An 18,362-nucleotide genomic window follows, 5' to 3' on the forward strand; every position below is an offset into this window, starting at 1 on the left:
GAAGGCATTGTACCGCGTTGCAGCGCAGCCAGCTGGTGTGAGGGCGTCCGACTGACATTTTTGCCAGTATCGTCGAACGAGCGGATAGATCAGGCTTACTGAACGGTAAACGCCAGTTGATTTGGCGTTCCGACTCTTGGGAGTAACTGTATGTCCGGTAAATCCTTGTCAGAGGTGCTGATTGCTGCGATCGAGGTAACCTCTGAAATGCTTGAGTCCTGTTGGCACGGGCGCTACCCCGAATTATCCAAAGAACCGGGAGAGTTGATTGTTCTAGACAGGGGGGCTGCAGGGAATAATAGAAAAATCAAACAAATTCGGATGGGGTTACCCAAGCTCGAATATACCCATTCCAATGCCACGCTGTGCCTGACCCTTAAGCAGCGCGCGTTATTTGATCAGGAGGTTGTTCTGCTTACCGAGCAAGGCGCGGGTAGCCCTTGGTTGAGTAGTATCCGAAAGATGAACCTGCCCCGCGACAGGGTGTTAGCTATCGAGATTTCCTTTATCAAGTCTAGCGAGCGGCATAAACTCATTTACAAGTCGCTGCCGCAACGGGAGCTTAGCCTTGCGTGGGTTGGGAATGTCGAGTATAGCTACAGCGGCAACGATACTGATAAACGGCTACTGGCAGAGCACTACGATGCACGAAAAGCTGTCGTTCTTTATCAGCTACCGCTTCCGCCGCTCAATCTGCTACTGCACGATGTGATAGTCACGCCAGCGGCCTCCGATGTCGGCTTTATTAACTACGGTCTGTATTCATTCTCAACTGCAGCCGCGTACCCGTTTGAATCACAATCGACTGGCATAGCTCCGCTATTGGCTGGAAGTGGTTTAGCCATGGTCAGCTTGGCGATGGCATTTCCGGAGAACCTGTTGGGTAAGCCGCCATTGGACGTTGCCTGGTTGCCTTCATTGGTGGTTCCGCCAAACACCGTAACACACGACCCCTCGCAAGACGTACCTGCTCCAGGGATTGGTTTTAACTTTGGCTACCGTCGGACCAGCTATGCCAAGACAGCACCGCAGGTAGGTAATGAAGATACCCTCACTGTCAGCCCTCTGGTCAGCGTTGTTGGGGCCGGCTATGACAAGCAGCCGCTTGAACTCTCTCGTTCTGGCGCTGCCGAGGTGGAGTTCATAGGTGAGCATAGAGGCGGGCTTCATGAAGGCAATGGCACTTATTATTATGTGCCTCCTGCGAACCAACAGCCAGCCATTGTCTATGAGCAAGACTGCAAAACCCTCCAGGCCCCGGCGATACTGGAGACACTGCGCGAGCGGGCGAGTGCGGATGTTATCCAGGTAACTGTGAATGGTGGAAGTGCCTTGTCAACGTTTGTCACACTCTATGCACGACAAACTCACTATTTGACATTTGCACTGGAAAGGAATGCACTGAAGCTCAAGCTCTGGTATTTCGATGCCGATCTCGGAGAGGATATGCCTGTGCCTGACGATGAGACTGAGTGGACGATCATTGCTGGAAATGGATCAGTTTCCAGCGCGGGTGTATTCACTCAAGCGCCTGCGGCGCCTACGCCATTCACCGTAATTGCGGGGCGCGATCTGGGCAGTTCCAGACTTCTTTACTGGGCGGTCACAGTCATACCTGTCCCCTTGTATACCCCACCGCAGTTTGTAGCATTATTCGAAAGCTGATATGTGCTTTGACTGCGGTGCCAGGAGGCATCCGCGCAGCGAACCGACGAGGCACTTCGTGGCCTCATCGGTGTTCTGCGGCAGTCACCTAACGAATTTTGCCCTTGGTTAATGCGAGACTTTCTTTATCGAATGCATCTACCTCAATCACCTGGCGTCTATGATGTTCGGCTTCCTCTAGGCGCCGTGCTTGCGCCGGTTGTAATATACCGGCTCGAACCGCTGCCTCGACTGGCCCTTCGCCTGCAGCAATACGCAACTTACCGGCTCGCATTGCTTGCTGAAGTTCCCTGGCCTGCGGTGCAATTTCGGCCACCAGGTCGTTGGCCGTTTGCAGGGTAGCGACCGGGTCGCCTTCGGCGCTGGGCCTGAAGCATCCCGCCAGCAACTCCTCTAGCGCCGGATCTCCTTTACTCCGCCCAATCAGGCCCGCCACCTCTGCATCCAGCTCATCGCTAGGCCCGGTATGGCGGCGGCCCAAGGGGAACACCAATACCCGAAGCGCGCAGCCGACAAACCGGTTGGGGAAGTTGTTCAGCAAGCGGTCGAGGGCCTTTTCCGCCTGGCCCAAGCTTTCTTCCATGGCCCAGCGCAGTAGCGGCTGCATGTGCTCCGGCGAACCCAGATCGTGATAACGCTTGAGCGCAGCGCTGGCAAGGTACAGATAGCTGAGGACATCGCCCAGCCGTGCGCTGAGCCGTTCACGGCGCTTGAGGGTGCCGCCGAGCAGCAGCATGGACAGGTCTGCCAGTAGCGCGAACGCTGCGGCTTGGCGATTAAGGGCGCGGAAGTAGCTCTGGCTCAACGCGTCGCCCGGGACCGTTTCCAGACGGCCAAGGCCCAGGCCATGGATCAGCGTACTGGAGGCGTTACCTGCGGCGAACATGATGTGCTTCATCAGTAGATCGTCGAACTCTCTCAACGCCTGGTCTCGATCCTCGCGCCCGGCCAGGGCCATCTCTTTGAGCACGAACGGATGGCAGCGAATTGCACCCTGGCCAAAGATCATCAAGTTGCGCGAAAGGATGTTGGCGCCCTCGACCGTGATGAAGATCGGGGCACCTTGCCAGTTGCGGCCCAGGTAGTTGTTCGGGCCCATGATGATGCCCTTGCCACCGTGCACGTCCATGGCGTGCTGGATGCATTCGCGGCCACGTTCGGTCAGATGGTACTTGAGGATCGCCGATAGCACCGAGGGTTTCTCGCCCAGGTCCACGGCCTTGGCGGTCAGCAGGCGGGCGCTGTCCATCAGCCAGGCGTTGCCACCAATGCGCGCCAGCGACTCCTGGATGCCTTCGAAGGCGGCCAGCGGCACGTTGAACTGCTCGCGGATATTGGCGTACTGGCCGGTCACCAAGCTGGTGTACTTGGCCGCGCCGGTGCCCACGGCGGGCAGCGAGATCGAGCGGCCCACCGACAGGCAGTTCATCAGCATCATCCAGCCCTTGCCGAGCATGGCCTGGCCGCCGATGAGGAAGTCCAACGGTATGAACACGTCCTTGCCGCTGTTGGGGCCGTTCATGAACGCAGCGCCGAGTGGCAGGTGGCGTTTGCCGATTTCTATCCCCGGGGTGTCGGTGGGGATCAGCGCCAGGCTGATGCCCAGTTCTTCTTGCTCGCCGAGCAGGTGGTCCGGGTCGTAGGCCTTGAAGGCCAGGCCCAGCAGGGTGGCGACCGGGCCCAGCGTGATGTAACGCTTTTCCCAGTTCAGACGCAGGCCGATGACTTCTTCGCCTTGCCACGGGCCTTTGCAGATGATGCCGGTGTCGGGCATGGCACCCGCATCGGAGCCGGCCAGCGGGCCGGTCAGGGCGAAGCAGGGGATCTCATCCCCGCGGGCCAGGCGTGGCAGGTAGTGGTTGCGTTGCTCGTCGGTGCCATAGTGCAGCAGCAGCTCGGCCGGGCCGAGCGAGTTGGGCACCATCACCGTGGAGGCCAGGTCGCCACTGCGGGTGGCCAGTTTCATCGCCACCTGGGAGTGGGCATAGGCGCTGAAGCCTTTGCCCCCGTATTCCTTGGGAATGATCAGGGCGAAGAAGCCATGTTGCTTGATGTGTGCCCAGGCTGCGGGCGGCAGGTCCAGGTCCTGGCCGATCTGCCAGTCGCTGACCATGGCGCACAGTTCTTCGGTAGGGCCATCGATGAAGGCCTGTTCTTCTTCAGTCAGCTTCGGTGCCGGGTAGGCCAGCAAGGTGCGCCAGTCGGGGCGCCCACTGAACAGTTCGCCGTCCCACCATACGGTGCCGGCATCGATAGCCTCGCGTTCGGTCTGCGACATCGGTGGCAGGGTACGTTTGAACCAACTGAACAGCGGGCTGGTGAAGAGTTTGATGCGCAGATCCGGCAGCAGCACGAACGCTGCGGAGGCTGCCAGCAGCAGCCAGAAGATCGTCAACAGCCAGCCTGGGGTATGGCTGAAGATACCCATCAGTACCAGATATGCCGCGAGTATCCCCAGCGCCGGCAAGGGCGCGATGCGCCGGTGCGCGAGATACGCCGCGCCGATCACCAGAACTACCAACCACAACAGCAACATAGTCCTTCCTCCGTGGAAATATCGTGTCAGCGTGCCACCAGAGCTTAGTCGGCATCCGCGAGACCGCCTTGTCTGTTCAGTGACAGGGCGTGATGACAGGAGTTCAGGCATGCATCTGGTGGCCATCATGCAATCCCAAAACACCTCACACTCACTGGCCTGGAGTAAACTGGCTGTCCTTTGCATTCAATCAGGACGTTGCCATGCTGAAGATCTGGGGTCGCAAGAATTCGAGCAATGTACGCAAGGCGCTGTGGATCGCCCATGAACTGGGCCTGGACTTCGAGTCGATCGACGCCGGTGGTGCCTTCGGTGTGGTCAACGAACCACACTATCGCTCACGCAACCCCAACGGCCTGGTACCGATGCTCGAGGACGGCGATCTGGTGCTGTGGGAGTCCAACGCCATTGTCCGCTTCCTCTGCGCCCAGTACGGTCGTGAGCAGGGCTGGTACCTCGACGACCCACGCCAGCGCGCCCAGGCGGACAAGTGGATGGACTGGACCACTTCATCCTTCGCCACACCCTTCCGTCCGTTGTTCTGGGGTCTGCTGCGCACCCCCGAAGAGCAGCGCGACTGGGTGGCGATCAACGCCGCGCATAAGGCGTGCGCCGAACTGCTGTCGATTGCCGACCAGACCCTGGCGCACCAGCCCTACCTGTCCGGCGACGAGATCGGTATGGGTGACATCCCCCTGGGCAGCTTCGTCTATGCCTGGTTCGAGATGCCTATCGAGCGCCCGGACATGCATCACCTGCAGGCCTGGTACGAGCGCCTGAAAGCGCGCCCAGCCTACCAGGCAGCGGTGATGACCGCGCTGACCTGATCGAACACCTCTGCTCTTTCGATAGTCACTATCAATACGCGTGACTGTACTTAAGCGGCCAGGCCTAGCACCATGGCCGCACTCACTGCGCCAGCACCGTGATCTGGCGTGTTCCGAACCCTCTACTCCTCGGTACGTGACCCGCTATGAGTTCTGCCCTGTCCATCCGACAGCTCACCAAGACCTACGGCAACGGCTTCCAGGCCCTCAAGGGCATCGATCTGGATGTCGCCGAAGGTGACTTTTTCGCCTTGCTCGGCCCCAACGGTGCCGGTAAATCCACCACCATCGGTATCCTCTCGACCCTGGTCAACAAGACCAGCGGTACGGTGAATGTCTTCGGCCATGACCTGGACCGCGAGCCGGCGGCGCTCAAGCGCTGCCTGGGCGTGGTGCCCCAGGAGTTCAACTTCAACCAGTTCGAGAAGACCTTCGACATTGTCGTTACCCAGGCCGGCTACTACGGCATTCCACCCAAGCTCGCCAAGGAGCGCGCTGAACAGTACCTGACCCAGTTGGGGCTGTGGGACAAGCGCGACGTGCCGTCGCGTTCGCTCTCGGGGGGCATGAAGCGCCGCTTGATGATCGCCCGCGCGTTGATCCACGAGCCGCGCCTGCTGATCCTGGACGAGCCAACCGCTGGGGTGGATATCGAGCTGCGCCGTTCGATGTGGAGCTTCCTCACCGAGCTCAACCAGAAGGGCATCACCATCATCCTGACCACCCACTACCTTGAGGAAGCCGAGCAGTTGTGCCGCCACATCGGCATCATCGACCACGGCACCATCGTCGAGAACACCAGCATGCGCAAACTGTTGAGCAAGCTGCATGTGGAGACCTTCGTCCTCGACCTCAAGCACGACCTGGCCCAGGCCCCGAACCTGGCCGGCTACCCGTGCCGGTTGATCAGCCCGCATACCCTGGAGGTCCAGGTAGACAAGGATGTTGGCATCACCGCGTTGTTCGGCCAACTGGCGCTGCAGAACATCGAGGTGCTGAGTCTGCGCAACAAGACCAATCGACTCGAGGAACTGTTCGTGTCCCTGGTGGAAAAAAACCTGTCGAAGGTGGCCGTATGAGTGTGGAACTGCGCACCAACTGGGTCGCCCTGAATACCATCGTCTACCGTGAAGTCCGGCGCTTTTTGCGTATCTGGCCGCAGACCCTGCTGCCGCCGGCGATCACCATGGTCCTGTACTTCGTGATCTTCGGTAACCTGATCGGCCGGCAGATCGGCGACATGGGCGGCTTCTCCTACATGGAGTACATAGTACCGGGGCTGATCATGATGTCGGTGATCACCAACTCCTACGGCAACGTGGTATCGAGCTTCTTCGGCAGCAAGTTCCAGCGTTCGATCGAGGAGTTGATGGTCTCGCCGGTGTCGCCGCACACCATTCTCGTCGGCTATGTGCTGGGTGGCGTGCTGCGTGGCCTGGCGGTGGGTGTGATCGTGACCATCCTGTCGCTGTTCTTCACCCATCTGCAGGTGCATCACCTGGGCGTGACCGTGGTGGTGGTGCTGCTGACCGCGACCATCTTCTCCCTGCTGGGCTTCGTCAACGCGGTGTTCGCGCGCAACTTCGACGATATCTCGATCATCCCGACTTTCGTGCTGACGCCGCTGACCTACCTGGGCGGGGTGTTCTACTCGATCAACCTGCTGCCGCCGTTCTGGCAGGCCGTGTCGCTGGCCAACCCGGTTCTGCACATGGTCAACTCGTTCCGCTACGGCATCCTAGGGGTTTCGGATATCCGCATTGGCACGGCGATTACGTTCATGCTGGTTGCCACCGCGGTGCTCTACGCGCTCTGCGTTCGCCTGCTGGTCAGCGGCCGCGGCATGCGCAGCTGATTGCTTGCGTTTGCGCCGGCGCCATTGCCGGCCTACCCACCAGCGCCAGTAGAGCATGGTCAGGCCATAGCCGAGTATGCCGAGCAACACGCCGCAGACCACTGAACCGAGCAGGAAGGGCTGCCACATGGTCCCGAGCTGCTCGGTGATCCACTGGAAGGTCAGCTCATCGGGCAGGGTGCGGGGAGGGATCTGCAGCAGCCAGGCGCCCATCATGTAGGTGCAGAAGAATACCGGCGGCATGGTGAAGGGGTTGGTCAGCCAGACCAGGCTGACCGCGATCGGCAGGTTGCCGCGTACCGGAATCGCCAGGCTGGCGGCCAGCAGCATCTGCATCGGGATCGGGATAAAGGCGGCGAACAGGCCGACGCCCATGGCCCGGGCCACCGAATGGCGGTTCAGGTGCCAGAGGTTGGGGTCATGCAACAAGCGGCCGAGGAAGCGTAAGGACTTGTGGTCTCGAATGCTGGTCGGATCCGGCATGTAGCGTTTGAAAAGTCGGCGCGGCATGTAGGGGCTCGGCAGGTTGATGGGGGCCAGTATGCACCGGTTTCCATAACCGCCTGGTTCAGACTTTGTGACAAATATTAAGCGAGTATCGCTGAACGCTGATCTATGCCTCAGGGGACGTTTTTGTTCTGGAGCTTCAAGTCATGCGCACAGGGATGTTCGCGCTCGCGCTCGGGTTGTTGTGCCTGGGCCTTCTGCCAGCACTGCCATCGGTCGGGTGGCTTTGCCTACTGTTTTTTTTCGCCCTTGTCTGCCTGTGTTCGCGGGGGTGGCCCTTGGGATGCCTGCTGCTCGGCCTGTGCTGGGCCTGTTGGTCGGCCCAGGGGGCACTGGATGACCGCCTGGCCCCGGCACTGGATGGCCGCACCCTGTGGCTCGAGGGCAGGGTGGTGGGGTTGCCCCGGCAGGACGGGCAGTCGGTGCGGTTTGAACTGAGCGACGTGGTGTCACGGCGCGCCGAGCTGCCACGGCGCCTACAACTGAGCTGGTTTGGCGGGCCTCAGGTCAACAGCGGGGAGCGCTGGCGTCTGGCGGTCAGCCTCAAGCGCCCCCATGGGTTGCTCAACCCCTATGGACCGGACCGCGAAGCGCGGTTGCTGGCGCGGCGCATCGGCGGCACCGGTACGGTCAAGGCCGGTGCCTTGCTGGAGCCGGCCAGCCTGGCCTGGCGCGATGGCGTACGTCAGCGCCTGCTGGCTGTCGAGGCCCATGGCCGGGAGGCGGCGCTAGTGGCTCTGGTGCTGGGCGATGGTGGCGGCTTGCCAAGGGAGGACTGGCAGGTGTTGCAGGACACCGGCACGGTGCACCTGCTGGTGATCTCCGGGCAGCATATCGGCCTGTTGGCCGGTTTGGTCTATGCCATGGTCGCCGGGCTGGCGCGCTTGGGTTGGTGGCCGCAGCGGTTGCCGTGGCTGCCTTGGGCCTGCGGCCTGGGCATGGCGGCGGCGCTGGGCTATGGCCTGTTGGCTGGTTTCCAGGTGCCGGTGCAGCGTGCCTGTTTGATGTTGGCGGTGGTCCTGCTTTGGCGACTGCGCTTCCGTCAGTTGGGGCCTGGCTGGCCATTGCTGCTCGCGCTCAACGGCGTGTTGCTGGCCGAACCACTGGCCAGCCTGTTGCCAGGTTTCTGGCTGTCTTTCACGGCCGTGGCGATCCTCATCTTCACCTTTGCCGGCCGCCTGGGTGCGTGGCGCCCCTGGCAGGCCTGGACGCGTGCGCAATGGGCGATCGCTGTGGGCCTGTTGCCCGCGCTGCTGGCGCTGGGCTTGCCGGTCAGCTTCAGCGCGCCGCTGGCCAACCTGCTGGCCGTGCCCTGGATCAGCCTGGCGGTGTTGCCCTTGGCGCTGCTCGGCACCGCGTTGTTGCCAGTTGCGGGACTGGGTGAAGCGCTGCTGTGGCTGGCCGGTGGCTTGCTGGAGCTGCTGTTTCGCCTGTTGGCCCAGGTAGCCCACTGGCGTCCCGCCTGGTTGCCGGAGCCCCTGCCATTGTGGGCCTGGGCGCTGGTCTGCCTCGGCGCGTTGCTGCTGCTACTGCCCCGTGGCGTCCCGCTGCGTGGGCTGGGCGCGGTCATGCTGCTGGCGCTGTGGGTGCCCAGGGAAGATATACCTGAAGGACAGGTGGAAGTCTGGCAACTGGATGTCGGCCAGGGCCTGGCGATCCTACTGCGTACCCGTCAGCACAGCTTGCTCTACGATGCCGGGCCGGCCATGGGGGAGATGGACCTGGGCGAGCGTGTAGTGTTGCCGACCCTACGTAAATTGGGCGTGCGCGAGCTCGACCTGATGCTGATCAGCCATGCCCATGCCGACCATGCCGGAGGCGCTGCCGCGATCCACCGAGGATTGCCGGTCAGGCGGGTGCTGGGCGGCGAAGCGGCGGCGCTACCCGAGGCGTTGCAGGCCCAACCCTGCGTCAGCGGTGAGCGCTGGCAATGGGATGGCGTGGCCTTCTCGCTCTGGCGCTGGCCCGAAGGGCCGGACAGCAACCAGCGCTCCTGCGTACTGCTGGTCGAAGCCCAGGGCGAGCGCTTGCTGTTGGCCGGGGATATTGAAGCGGGGGCGGAGCGGGCTTGGCTGGCGGATACGGCAGTGCCGCAGGTGGACTGGTTGCAGTCGCCGCACCATGGCAGCCGCACCTCGTCCAGTGAAGCCTTCATCGCCGCCACCGCACCCCGTGGCGTGCTGATCTCGCGCGGGCGCCACAATGGTTTCGGTCATCCCCATGCCGAGGTCATGGCGCGCTACCGTCGGCATGGTCTGACGATCCATGACAGCGCGCTGGAGGGCGCGCTGCGCTTACGCCTGGGCTCTCACGGCGAGGCAACCGGGCTGCGTAGTCAACGGCGTTTCTGGCGCTAACCCGGTCAGGAGCTGTTGACGTTCGGCAGATGAGCCCCCCTCGCTCCTATGGTAGAGTGGCGGACTTTTTCAGGGGGATGCTAACTGTGTGGGAATTGGTCAAGTCCGGCGGTTGGATGATGCTGCCGATCATTCTGAGCTCCATCGCCGCCATGGCTATCGTCGCCGAGCGTCTGTGGACCTTGCGCGCCAGCCGCGTGACCCCGCCGCATCTGCTTGGCCAGGTATGGATGTGGATCAAGGACAAGCAACTGACCAGTGACAAGCTCAAGGCCCTGCGCGCCGATTCGCCGCTGGGCGAGATTCTCGCCGCGGGCCTTGCCAACTCCCGGCACGGCCGCGAGATCATGAAGGAGTGCATCGAGGAGTCGGCGTCCCGGGTCATCCATGAGCTGGAGCGCTACATCAGCACCCTCGGCACCATTGCCGCGATGGCGCCGCTGCTTGGGCTGCTGGGCACGGTGCTGGGCATGATCGATATCTTCAGCGCCTTCATGGGCACGCAGATGACGGCCAATGCCTCCGTGCTCGCTGGCGGTATTTCCAAGGCCTTGGTCACCACGGCGGCTGGCCTGATGGTGGGTATTCCGGCGGTGTTCTTCCACCGTTTCCTGCTGCGCCGCATCGACGAGTTGGTGATCGGCATGGAGCAGGAGGCGATCAAGCTGGTCGAGGTGCTCCAGGGCGACCGTGAGGTCGAGGTGGCTGGAGGCAAGGCGTGAAGTTCCGGCGCAATCGGCAGCGGGAGAACGTCGACATCAACCTGGCGTCGTTGATCGATGTGGTGTTCGTCCTGCTGCTGTTCTTCGTGGTCACCACCACCTTCACCCGCGAAACCCAGTTGCGCGTCGACTTGCCAGAGGCTGCCAGCGCCACGCCGGCGACGGAAGAGGAGGGCAAGCGGGTGGAGATCACCATTAGCGCCGAGGGCGTGTACTCGGTGAACAACCACCTGCTGCCCAAGAGCGACCTGGCCACTCTGACCGAGGCGTTGCAGCAGGAGTCGGCGGGCGACAACCAACTGCCGTTGTCGATCAGTGCTGATGGCAAGACGCCGCACCAGGCCGTGGTCACCGCAATGGATGCTGCTGGCAAGCTCGGTTTCAGCCATTTGCGCATGACCACCGTCGAGGCCGCGCAGGGGACTCCCTGATGGCGCTCGCCGACCGTTTACTCGCCGCCTGGTACGCCGGGCACCCGGCCCTGGTCCTATTGCGTCCGCTCGAGGCCTTGTACCGTCGTGTGGTGCAACGCAAGCGGGCGCGCTTCCTCAATGGTGAAAGCGCCAGCTACCACGCTCCCGTGCCTGTGGTGGTGGTGGGCAACATCACCGTCGGCGGTACTGGCAAGACGCCAATGATCCTTTGGCTGATCGAGCACTGCCGCCAGCGTGGGCTGCGGGTCGGTGTGGTCAGCCGTGGCTATGGCGCCAGGCCCCCGCAGTTGCCTTGGCGGGTCCGCGCCGAACAGAGCGCCGAGCAGGCCGGCGACGAACCCTTGCTGATCGTCCAGCGCACTCAGGTGCCACTGATGATCGACCCCGACCGTTCACGGGCAGTGAAGGCGTTGCTCGCCAGCGAGCCCCTGGACCTGATCCTCTGTGACGACGGCATGCAGCACTATCGCCTGGCGCGTGATCTGGAACTGGTACTGGTCGACGCCGCACGGGGCCTGGGCAATGGCCGTTGCCTGCCTGCCGGGCCGCTGCGTGAGCCGGCCGAGCGCCTGGGCGAGGCCGATGCCGTGTTGTACAACGGCGCCAACGCCGACCGCGAGGGCGGCTTCGCCTTCCGTCTCCAGCCCGCTGCGCTGGTCAACCTGAGCAGTGGCGAGCGCCGTGGGCTCGACTATTTTCCTGCCGGCCAGGCCGTGCATGCGGTGGCCGGAATCGGTAATCCCCAGCGTTTCTTCAACACCCTGCAAGGGCTAAACTTGCAGCCGGTGCCGCATCCCTTTGCCGACCATGCGCAGTTCAGCGCCGAGAGCCTGGCGTTCAGCCCGGCGTTGCCGCTGGTCATGACCGAGAAGGATGCGGTGAAATGCCGTGCTTTCGCCAGTGCCGACTGGTGGTACCTGGCCGTAGACGCCGTGCCGTCCGAGGCCTTCGGCGACTGGTTCGATGGTCAGCTCGAACGCCTGCTGCCCGGGCGCCGGCAGCCCTGACCCTTTTCATTTTCCGGCCATTGGCCTCAAGGAATTTCCATGGACACCAAACTGCTCGATATCCTTGCCTGCCCGATCACCAAAGGCCCGCTCAAGCTCAGCGCCGACAAGACCGAGCTGATCAGCAAGGGCGCGGGCCTTGCCTATCCGATCCGTGATGGCATCCCGGTGATGCTGGAAAGCGAAGCCCGCACCCTGACCGACGAAGAGCGCCTGGAAAAATGAGCCTGGATTTCACTGTGGTGATTCCTGCCCGCCTGCGTTCTACGCGCCTGCCGGGCAAACCGCTGTTGCCGATCGCCGGCAAGCCGATGGTCCAGCATGTCTGGGAGCAGGCGCGTAAGAGTGCCGCCAGCCGGGTGGTGATCGCCACCGATGACCAAGGCATCTTCGATGCCTGCAAGGCCTTTGGCGCCGAAGTCCTGCTGACCCGTGCCGACCATGAGTCCGGCACCGATCGCCTGGCGGAAGTTGCCGCCTACCTGGGGTTGGCCGACGATGCCATCGTGGTCAACGTGCAGGGTGATGAGCCCTTGATCCCGCCGGTGATCATCGACCAGGTGGCGGCTAACCTGGCGGCCCACCCGGAAGCCGGTATCGCCACCCTGGCCGAGCCGATCAGCGAGCCGGAAGTGGTGTTCAACCCCAATGCAGTGAAGGTGGTCAGCGACAGCAATGGCCTTGCCCTGACCTTCAGCCGCGCGCCGTTGCCTTGGGCGCGGGATGTCTTCGCCAAGGCCCGCGACCTGTTGCCGGAGGGCGTGCCCTATCGCCGGCACATCGGTATGTACGCCTACCGTGCCGGCTTCCTCCAGGACTTCGTCAATTGGGGCCCCTGCTGGCTTGAACAGGCCGAGGCCCTGGAGCAACTGCGCGCGCTCTGGCATGGCGTGCGTATCCATGTGGCCGACGCCATTCAGGCGCCACCGGTGGGTGTCGACACCCCTGAAGACCTGGAGCGCGTGCGGCGCTTGCTGGAGGCTTGATGCGCGTTTTGTTTGTTTGCCTGGGCAACATCTGCCGCTCGCCCACTGCCGAAGGCGTGCTGCGTCATCAACTGCAGGCCGCTGGCCTGGCCTCGCGGGTGCATGTGGCTTCGGCCGGCACCGGTGACTGGCATGTCGGCAAGGCTCCGGACAAGCGCACCAGCCGTGCAGCACTGCTGCGGGGCTATGACCTATCGCAGCAGCGCGCGCAGCAAGTCAGTGCCGCCCACTTCGATGAGTACGACCTGATTCTGGCCATGGACAAGAGCAACCTCGGCCACCTGCAGGCCTTGCGCCCGCAGGCGGCACGCGCCGAGCTCGACCTGTTCCTGCGCCGCTACCGTAGCGCCCTGGAAGAGGTGCCGGACCCCTACTATGGCGGTGAGCAAGGCTTCGAGCAGGTCCTGGACCTGATCGAGGTCGCCTGCCAGGGCCTGGTCGACGAACTCAAGGGGCGGCTATGACGGCGCAGTGGCAGGAGCGGGTTTCGCTCAAGCCCTTCAATACCTTCGGCATCGATGTCAAGGCGCGCTGGTTCGTCCAGGCGCACAACGATGACGAGGTGCGCCTGGCGCTGGCTGCAGCGGCCGAGCAGGACCTGCCCGTGCTGGTGATCGGTGGTGGCAGCAACCTGCTGTTGACGGCCGATGTCCAGGCCTTGGTGCTGCATATGGCCAGTCGTGGCCTGCGCGTGCTTGAGGATGACGGTGAGCGGGTGGTGGTGGAAGCCGAGGCTGGTGAGCCCTGGCATCCGTTCGTGCAATGGAGCCTGGGACAGGGGTTCAGTGGCCTGGAAAACCTCAGCCTGATTCCCGGCACTGTGGGCGCCGCGCCGATGCAGAACATCGGGGCCTACGGGGTGGAGATCAAGGATGTATTCGCCGGCCTGACGGCGCTGGACCGCCAGACCGGTGAGCTACGTGATTTCAGCCTTGGGGAATGCGCTTTTGCCTACCGTGACAGCCTGTTCAAGCGCAGCCCAGGGCGCTGGCTGATCCTGCGCGTGCGTTTTGCCCTCAGCCGCGAGCTTAGGGCGCACCTGGACTATGGGCCGGTACGTCAGCGTCTGCAGGAGCAGGGTGTCGAACAAGTCACCGCACAGGTAATCAGTGATGCGATCTGTAGCATCCGCCGGGAAAAGCTGCCGGACCCTGCCAAATTGGGCAATGCCGGTAGTTTTTTCAAGAATCCGGTGATTTCTGCTGAGCAGGCGGAGCAGATCCGTTCGCGCTATCCGGGCGTGGTGGCTTATCCACAGGCGAATGAGCAAGTGAAGCTGGCGGCGGGTTGGTTGATCGAGCAGGCGGGCTGGAAGGGCTTTCGCGAGGGCGATGCGGGCGTGCACTGTTTGCAGTCGCTGGTGCTGGTCAACTATGGCCAGGCCACGGGAGCTCAACTGCATGCGCTGGCGCGCAGGATCCAGGCTGATATCCACGAGCGCTTCGGTGTTGAGCTGGAGATGGAGCCGAACCTCTACTGAGCCTGTGAGATGCTTGAGGCCGACGCAGGCCCTGTAGGAGCCAGCGTCAGCTGGCGATGCTTACGCGTCACCGGCCTCCAATCCGTACAAAACAAAAAGCCCCGCCAGTGTGAACTGGCGGGGCTTTTCATTCAGCCATTGGAATCAACCGTGAGGTTTGTGCTCTTCGGTGGTTTCCAGGGCTTTGTGCGGCTGCTCGGTCTCGGCCGACTCTTCGACCACTGGCGTTACCTCGTCGGCAACTGGAGTGGTTTCAGTGGCTGGCTGTTCGACCACCGGGGCAGCAGGCTGCTCGGCTTCGGCGTTTGCAGCGGCGGCAGCGGCTGCAGCAGCGGCTTCAGCTTCGCGTTTGCGGCGACGCACTTCACGTGGGTCGTTCGGGGCGCGACCGTTCGGCAGAATCGCCGAGGGGGCTTCGACCACTGCCGGTTCGGCAGTTGGTTCTGGCTCGACAGCAACCGGAGCAGCTTCGGCCGCTACAGGTTGGGCTTCGACAACGGGTGCAGCTTGCTCGGTCGTCGGGGCTGGAGCTTCGACGACTGGCGCGGCTTCTGCTGCTGCTTCAGCGGCCGGAGCCTCTTCAGCCACCTGCGGCGCCACTTCTCCAACTGGCTCGGCAGCAGGCTCGATTACGGCAACCGGTGCGCTGACTGGCTGTTCTACCACCGGCGCGGCGGCCACTTCTTCAGCGGCTTCGACAGCGCTAGGCGCTGCTTCGGCTGGAGCGGCCTCGGCAACCGGCTCGGCAGCTTCTTTGGCGGCTACAGGGGCGGCTTCGGAGGCGGCAGCAGTGGCGCGTTCGGCTTGCTGGTTGGCCTGGGCTTCTGCATCGGCGCTGATGTTGCTGGTAGCGACGGCGGCGGTCACGGCCAAGCCTGCGGCCAGTTCGGCACCCAGTTCGTTAGCCTTGTGCGGCTCAGTGGTGCTTTCGCTGCTGCCTTCGGTGTTGCCTTCTGCTTCACCGCCTTCGATCAGCTCGCCGTTGGCATCGCGTTGACGCTCGCGGCGGTTGCTGCGGCGACGTTGGCCACGGGAGCGGCGACGTGGGCGTTCGCCCTCGGTGCCTTCCTGTTGCTCGTCTTGCAGCAGCTCTTCGTTCGGCAGTTGCTCTTCGGCAGCCTCGGCTGCCTGTTCGGCGGCACGTGGCTGGCGTTCTTCACGTGGCTGGCGTGGCTGGCGTTCTTCGCGTGGCGCGCGCTCTTCACGCGGGGCACGCTCTTCACGGTTTGCACGTTCTTCGCGTGGGGCGCGTTCTTCACGAGCTACGCGTTCCTCGCGGGGGGCACGTTCTTCGCGCGGCTGACGCTCTTCGCGGGTGGCCGGAGTGGTCGGAGCGGTGTCGAGAGGCTCACGCAGTTCGCGCACGCGTTCTTCACGGTTGCCGCGACGCTCGTCGCGCGATGGGCGTGGTTGACGCTCTTCGCGTGGCGCGCGCTCCTCGCGAGGGGCTCGTTCTTCACGTGGGGCACGTTCTTCACGCGGTGCACGTTCTTCACGTGGCTGGCGCTCTTCACGCGGGGTGCGCTCGGCACGCTCTTCGCGCGGCTTGCGGTCTTCGTCGCGGCGGCCGTTGCGGTTGCGGCTCTGCTGGCGGCTGTTGCGACGCTCTTCGTTGCGCTGCGAGCGCTCGGTGGCAGCAGGCTTCTCGGTAGCGGTCGCGGCTGGAGCTGCGGCAGGCTCTTCCTTGGCGGCGAACAGGCTCACCAGCGACTTGACCAGGCCCTTGAACAGGCTTGGCTCAGGCACGCTTGGTGCAGGGGCTGGCGTGGCAGCGGGCTGTTCAGGAGTGCTCGGGACCGGCGCATTGGCGCGGGCCGGGGCAGTCTTGACCGCGGCTTCCTGGCGTACCAGGGTGCGAGTGGCGGCGACCTGCGGAACCTCTTCGGTCTCGGCGGCGGCGATCTCGTAGCTGGACTGGCCGCTCAGCGCTTCGGGACTGTCGTCGCGCAGGCGCTGGACTTCGAAGTGCGGGGTTTCCAGGTGGTCGTTCGGCAGGATGATGATGCGTGCACGGGTGCGCAGTTCGATCTTGGTGATCGAGTTGCGCTTCTCGTTGAGCAGGAATGCGGCCACCGGGATCGGCACTTGGGCACGAACCTCGGCGGTGCGGTCCTTCAGGGCTTCTTCTTCGATCAGGCGCAGGATGGCCAGGGACAGAGACTCGACGTCACGGATGATACCGGTGCCGCTGCAGCGTGGGCAGACGATGCCGCTGCTTTCGCCCAGGGAAGGGCGCAGGCGCTGGCGGGACATTTCCAGTAGGCCGAAGCGCGAGATACGGCCGACCTGGACGCGGGCGCGGTCGGCTTCGAGGCATTCGCGGACCTTCTCTTCGACGGCGCGCTGGTTCTTGGCCGGGGTCATGTCGATGAAGTCGATGACGATCAGGCCGCCGATGTCACGCAGGCGCAGCTGGCGGGCGATTTCCTCGGCCGCTTCCAGGTTGGTCTGCAGGGCGGTTTCCTCGATGTCGCTGCCCTTGGTGGCGCGCGCCGAGTTGATGTCGATCGAGACCAGGGCCTCGGTCGGGTCGATGACGATCGAGCCGCCGGACGGCAGGTCGACGACGCGCTGGAAGGCGGTCTCGATCTGGCTTTCGATCTGGAAGCGATTGAACAGGGGGACGCTGTCTTCGTACAGCTTGACCTTGCTGGCGTACTGCGGCATCACCTGGCGGATGAAGGTCAGGGCTTCTTCCTGGGCTTCGATGCTGTCGATCAGCACTTCGCCGATGTCTTGACGCAGGTAGTCGCGGATGGCGCGGATGATGACGTTGCTTTCCTGGTAGATCAGGAACGGCGCGGCGCGGTCCAGGGAGGCTTCCTTGATCGCGGTCCACAGCTGCAGCAGGTAGTCCAGGTCCCACTGCATCTCTTCGCTGCTGCGGCCAAGGCCGGCAGTGCGCACGATCAGGCCCATGTCGGCAGGGGCGACCAGGCCGTTGAGGGCCTCGCGCAGTTCATTGCGCTCTTCGCCTTCAATGCGGCGGGAGATGCCGCCGGCACGCGGGTTGTTCGGCATCAGTACCAGGTAGCGGCCGGCGAGGCTGATGAAGGTGGTCAGGGCTGCGCCCTTGTTGCCGCGTTCTTCCTTCTCGACCTGGACGATGACTTCCTGGCCTTCGCTCAGCACTTCTTTGATATTGACACGGCCTTCGGGGGCCTTCTTGAAGTACTCGCGGGAAATTTCCTTCAACGGCAGGAAGCCGTGACGTTCGGAGCCGAAGTCGACGAATGCGGCTTCGAGGCTGGGTTCGATCCGGGTAATCCGGCCTTTGTAAATGTTGGCCTTCTTCTGCTCGCGCGCCCCGGATTCGATATCCAGGTCGTAGAGACGTTGGCCGTCCACCAGAGCTACACGCAACTCCTCGGGTTGAGTTGCGTTAATCAGCATTCTTTTCATGTTGTACCGTCGGTTTCCGGGCTGCCGGAAACGGCGTTCGGCACACACGACTTCTCACGGTCGGTGTCAGGTGCGCAAAGGGTGGCGAGCCACCCCCGTGTCCAGCGACATTCAGTACCGACTGGTTGCCCAGTGCTGCCGAAGTCGCGACGACGCGTCCTGTTTGCTGTGGTGCCAAATGCACTCAGTCAGGAGGAGGAATCAGCCTTCGGCCGTGGACGCCCGGGGGCATCTTGATCAAGACCGGGTCCGCTCGCCGGGCCAAACAGTGGGCCGGTGGGCCGGACGCAGTGCTACACGGTCCGATGGTTGTGCATCTCCACCCTTCACGTATCCCTGATAATTCGGGTGCTGCCGCGCGCTGAATCCGCAACGGGTTGCATTTATCGCCATCTCCGATAGGGAGCTGGCGCATTCATGTCCAAGGCAGGTATTTCCGAAGTATTCGCCATGGTCTGCGTGGAAGCGACGGTGCTGGGAGAGTGCAGCGAAAAAGAACAGGAAGGAGGGTGAAACACCGCACTTGTCGTTTTTTTTCGGTCTTCTCTACTCGGCGCTGGTGGCGATTCCAGGCATTTCTGTAA

Annotated in this window: 15 protein-coding genes; 12 read left to right on the forward strand and 3 right to left on the reverse strand. The window is 63.1% G+C overall.

Annotation, left to right across the window (positions count from 1 at the left end; genetic code table 11):
• Positions 1-150 precede the first annotated feature (150 nt).
• A complete protein-coding gene (locus ACYU03_RS07945) occupies positions 151-1,665 on the forward strand; it encodes a hypothetical protein (protein WP_461889519.1) in 1,515 nt (504 codons plus the stop codon).
• 88 nt (positions 1,666-1,753) lie between these two features.
• On the opposite strand, the gene ACYU03_RS07950 is transcribed toward ACYU03_RS07945, so the two are convergent.
• Positions 1,754-4,201, reverse strand: coding sequence for an acyl-CoA dehydrogenase (locus tag ACYU03_RS07950; RefSeq protein ID WP_461889521.1), 2,448 nt, complete (start codon positions 4,199-4,201; stop codon positions 1,754-1,756).
• A gap of 203 nt (positions 4,202-4,404) precedes the next feature.
• On the opposite strand from ACYU03_RS07950, the gene ACYU03_RS07955 reads away from it, so the two are divergent.
• The 3 genes from ACYU03_RS07955 (at position 4,405) to ACYU03_RS07965 (ending at position 6,883) form a co-directional block, all read left to right on the forward strand.
• Positions 4,405-5,028, forward strand: coding sequence for a glutathione S-transferase (locus ACYU03_RS07955; RefSeq protein WP_461889523.1), 624 nt, complete (start codon positions 4,405-4,407; stop codon positions 5,026-5,028).
• Positions 5,029-5,174: 146 nt separating this feature from the next.
• Complete coding sequence (locus tag ACYU03_RS07960; RefSeq protein WP_461889525.1) at positions 5,175-6,107, forward strand: ABC transporter ATP-binding protein; 933 nt, start codon at positions 5,175-5,177, stop codon at positions 6,105-6,107.
• Positions 6,104-6,883, forward strand: coding sequence for an ABC transporter permease (locus ACYU03_RS07965; RefSeq protein WP_461889527.1), 780 nt, complete (start codon positions 6,104-6,106; stop codon positions 6,881-6,883). Before ACYU03_RS07960 ends, ACYU03_RS07965 begins: the two co-directional genes overlap by 4 nt.
• On the opposite strand, the gene ACYU03_RS07970 is transcribed toward ACYU03_RS07965, so the two are convergent.
• Positions 6,767-7,393, reverse strand: coding sequence for a DUF2062 domain-containing protein (locus tag ACYU03_RS07970; protein WP_461889529.1), 627 nt, complete (start codon positions 7,391-7,393; stop codon positions 6,767-6,769). The genes ACYU03_RS07965 and ACYU03_RS07970 overlap by 117 nt on opposite strands.
• Before the next feature lie 143 nt (positions 7,394-7,536).
• Here ACYU03_RS07970 and ACYU03_RS07975 point away from each other — a divergent pair, with 143 nt between their 5' ends.
• The 8 genes from ACYU03_RS07975 (at position 7,537) to murB (ending at position 14,376) form a co-directional block, all read left to right on the forward strand.
• On the forward strand, positions 7,537-9,747 hold the full coding sequence (locus ACYU03_RS07975; protein ID WP_461889531.1) for a DNA internalization-related competence protein ComEC/Rec2: 2,211 nt from the start codon (positions 7,537-7,539) through the stop codon (positions 9,745-9,747).
• An 86-nt stretch (positions 9,748-9,833) separates the two neighbouring features.
• Complete coding sequence (locus ACYU03_RS07980; protein WP_461889533.1) at positions 9,834-10,469, forward strand: MotA/TolQ/ExbB proton channel family protein; 636 nt, start codon at positions 9,834-9,836, stop codon at positions 10,467-10,469.
• Positions 10,466-10,900, forward strand: coding sequence for an ExbD/TolR family protein (locus tag ACYU03_RS07985; protein WP_461889534.1), 435 nt, complete (start codon positions 10,466-10,468; stop codon positions 10,898-10,900). Before ACYU03_RS07980 ends, ACYU03_RS07985 begins: the two co-directional genes overlap by 4 nt.
• Positions 10,900-11,910: a tetraacyldisaccharide 4'-kinase gene (lpxK, locus tag ACYU03_RS07990; RefSeq protein WP_461889536.1), complete on the forward strand. Its 1,011-nt coding sequence runs from the start codon at positions 10,900-10,902 to the stop codon at positions 11,908-11,910. Before ACYU03_RS07985 ends, lpxK begins: the two co-directional genes overlap by 1 nt.
• Before the next feature lie 39 nt (positions 11,911-11,949).
• Positions 11,950-12,135 carry a Trm112 family protein gene (locus ACYU03_RS07995; protein WP_065761464.1) on the forward strand — a complete coding sequence of 62 codons (186 nt, stop codon included), beginning with the start codon at positions 11,950-11,952 and terminating at the stop codon, positions 12,133-12,135.
• Positions 12,132-12,896: a 3-deoxy-manno-octulosonate cytidylyltransferase gene (gene kdsB / locus ACYU03_RS08000; protein WP_461889539.1), complete on the forward strand. Its 765-nt coding sequence runs from the start codon at positions 12,132-12,134 to the stop codon at positions 12,894-12,896. The genes ACYU03_RS07995 and kdsB overlap by 4 nt, the downstream gene beginning before the upstream one ends.
• On the forward strand, positions 12,896-13,360 hold the full coding sequence (locus ACYU03_RS08005) for a low molecular weight protein-tyrosine-phosphatase (RefSeq protein ID WP_461889541.1): 465 nt from the start codon (positions 12,896-12,898) through the stop codon (positions 13,358-13,360). Before kdsB ends, ACYU03_RS08005 begins: the two co-directional genes overlap by 1 nt.
• On the forward strand, positions 13,357-14,376 hold the full coding sequence (gene murB / locus ACYU03_RS08010; protein ID WP_461889543.1) for a UDP-N-acetylmuramate dehydrogenase: 1,020 nt from the start codon (positions 13,357-13,359) through the stop codon (positions 14,374-14,376). Before ACYU03_RS08005 ends, murB begins: the two co-directional genes overlap by 4 nt.
• A gap of 144 nt (positions 14,377-14,520) precedes the next feature.
• Here the strand turns inward: murB and rne are convergent, their stop codons facing one another.
• Complete coding sequence (gene rne, locus ACYU03_RS08015; protein ID WP_461889545.1) at positions 14,521-17,778, reverse strand: ribonuclease E; 3,258 nt, start codon at positions 17,776-17,778, stop codon at positions 14,521-14,523.
• Positions 17,779-18,362 lie beyond the last annotated feature (584 nt).

The sequence above is a fragment of the Pseudomonas sp. X10 genome, assembly GCF_054889225.1.

Excerpts from the sequence above, each read along its gene's own strand:
- murB (WP_461889543.1), top strand. The coding sequence starts at position 13,357 with ATGACGGCGCAGTGGCAGGAGCGGGTTTCGCTCAAGCCCTTCAATACC.
- ACYU03_RS07995 (WP_065761464.1), top strand. The coding sequence starts at position 11,950 with ATGGACACCAAACTGCTCGATATCCTTGCCTGCCCGATCACCAAAGGC.
- rne (WP_461889545.1), bottom strand. The coding sequence starts at position 17,778 with ATGAAAAGAATGCTGATTAACGCAACTCAACCCGAGGAGTTGCGTGTA.
- lpxK (WP_461889536.1), top strand. The coding sequence starts at position 10,900 with ATGGCGCTCGCCGACCGTTTACTCGCCGCCTGGTACGCCGGGCACCCG.
- kdsB (WP_461889539.1), top strand. The coding sequence starts at position 12,132 with ATGAGCCTGGATTTCACTGTGGTGATTCCTGCCCGCCTGCGTTCTACG.
- ACYU03_RS07955 (WP_461889523.1), top strand. The coding sequence starts at position 4,405 with ATGCTGAAGATCTGGGGTCGCAAGAATTCGAGCAATGTACGCAAGGCG.
- ACYU03_RS08005 (WP_461889541.1), top strand. The coding sequence starts at position 12,896 with ATGCGCGTTTTGTTTGTTTGCCTGGGCAACATCTGCCGCTCGCCCACT.
- ACYU03_RS07945 (WP_461889519.1), top strand. The coding sequence starts at position 151 with ATGTCCGGTAAATCCTTGTCAGAGGTGCTGATTGCTGCGATCGAGGTA.
- ACYU03_RS07960 (WP_461889525.1), top strand. The coding sequence starts at position 5,175 with ATGAGTTCTGCCCTGTCCATCCGACAGCTCACCAAGACCTACGGCAAC.
- ACYU03_RS07950 (WP_461889521.1), bottom strand. The coding sequence starts at position 4,201 with ATGTTGCTGTTGTGGTTGGTAGTTCTGGTGATCGGCGCGGCGTATCTC.
- ACYU03_RS07970 (WP_461889529.1), bottom strand. The coding sequence starts at position 7,393 with ATGCCGCGCCGACTTTTCAAACGCTACATGCCGGATCCGACCAGCATT.
- ACYU03_RS07975 (WP_461889531.1), top strand. The coding sequence starts at position 7,537 with ATGCGCACAGGGATGTTCGCGCTCGCGCTCGGGTTGTTGTGCCTGGGC.
- ACYU03_RS07965 (WP_461889527.1), top strand. The coding sequence starts at position 6,104 with ATGAGTGTGGAACTGCGCACCAACTGGGTCGCCCTGAATACCATCGTC.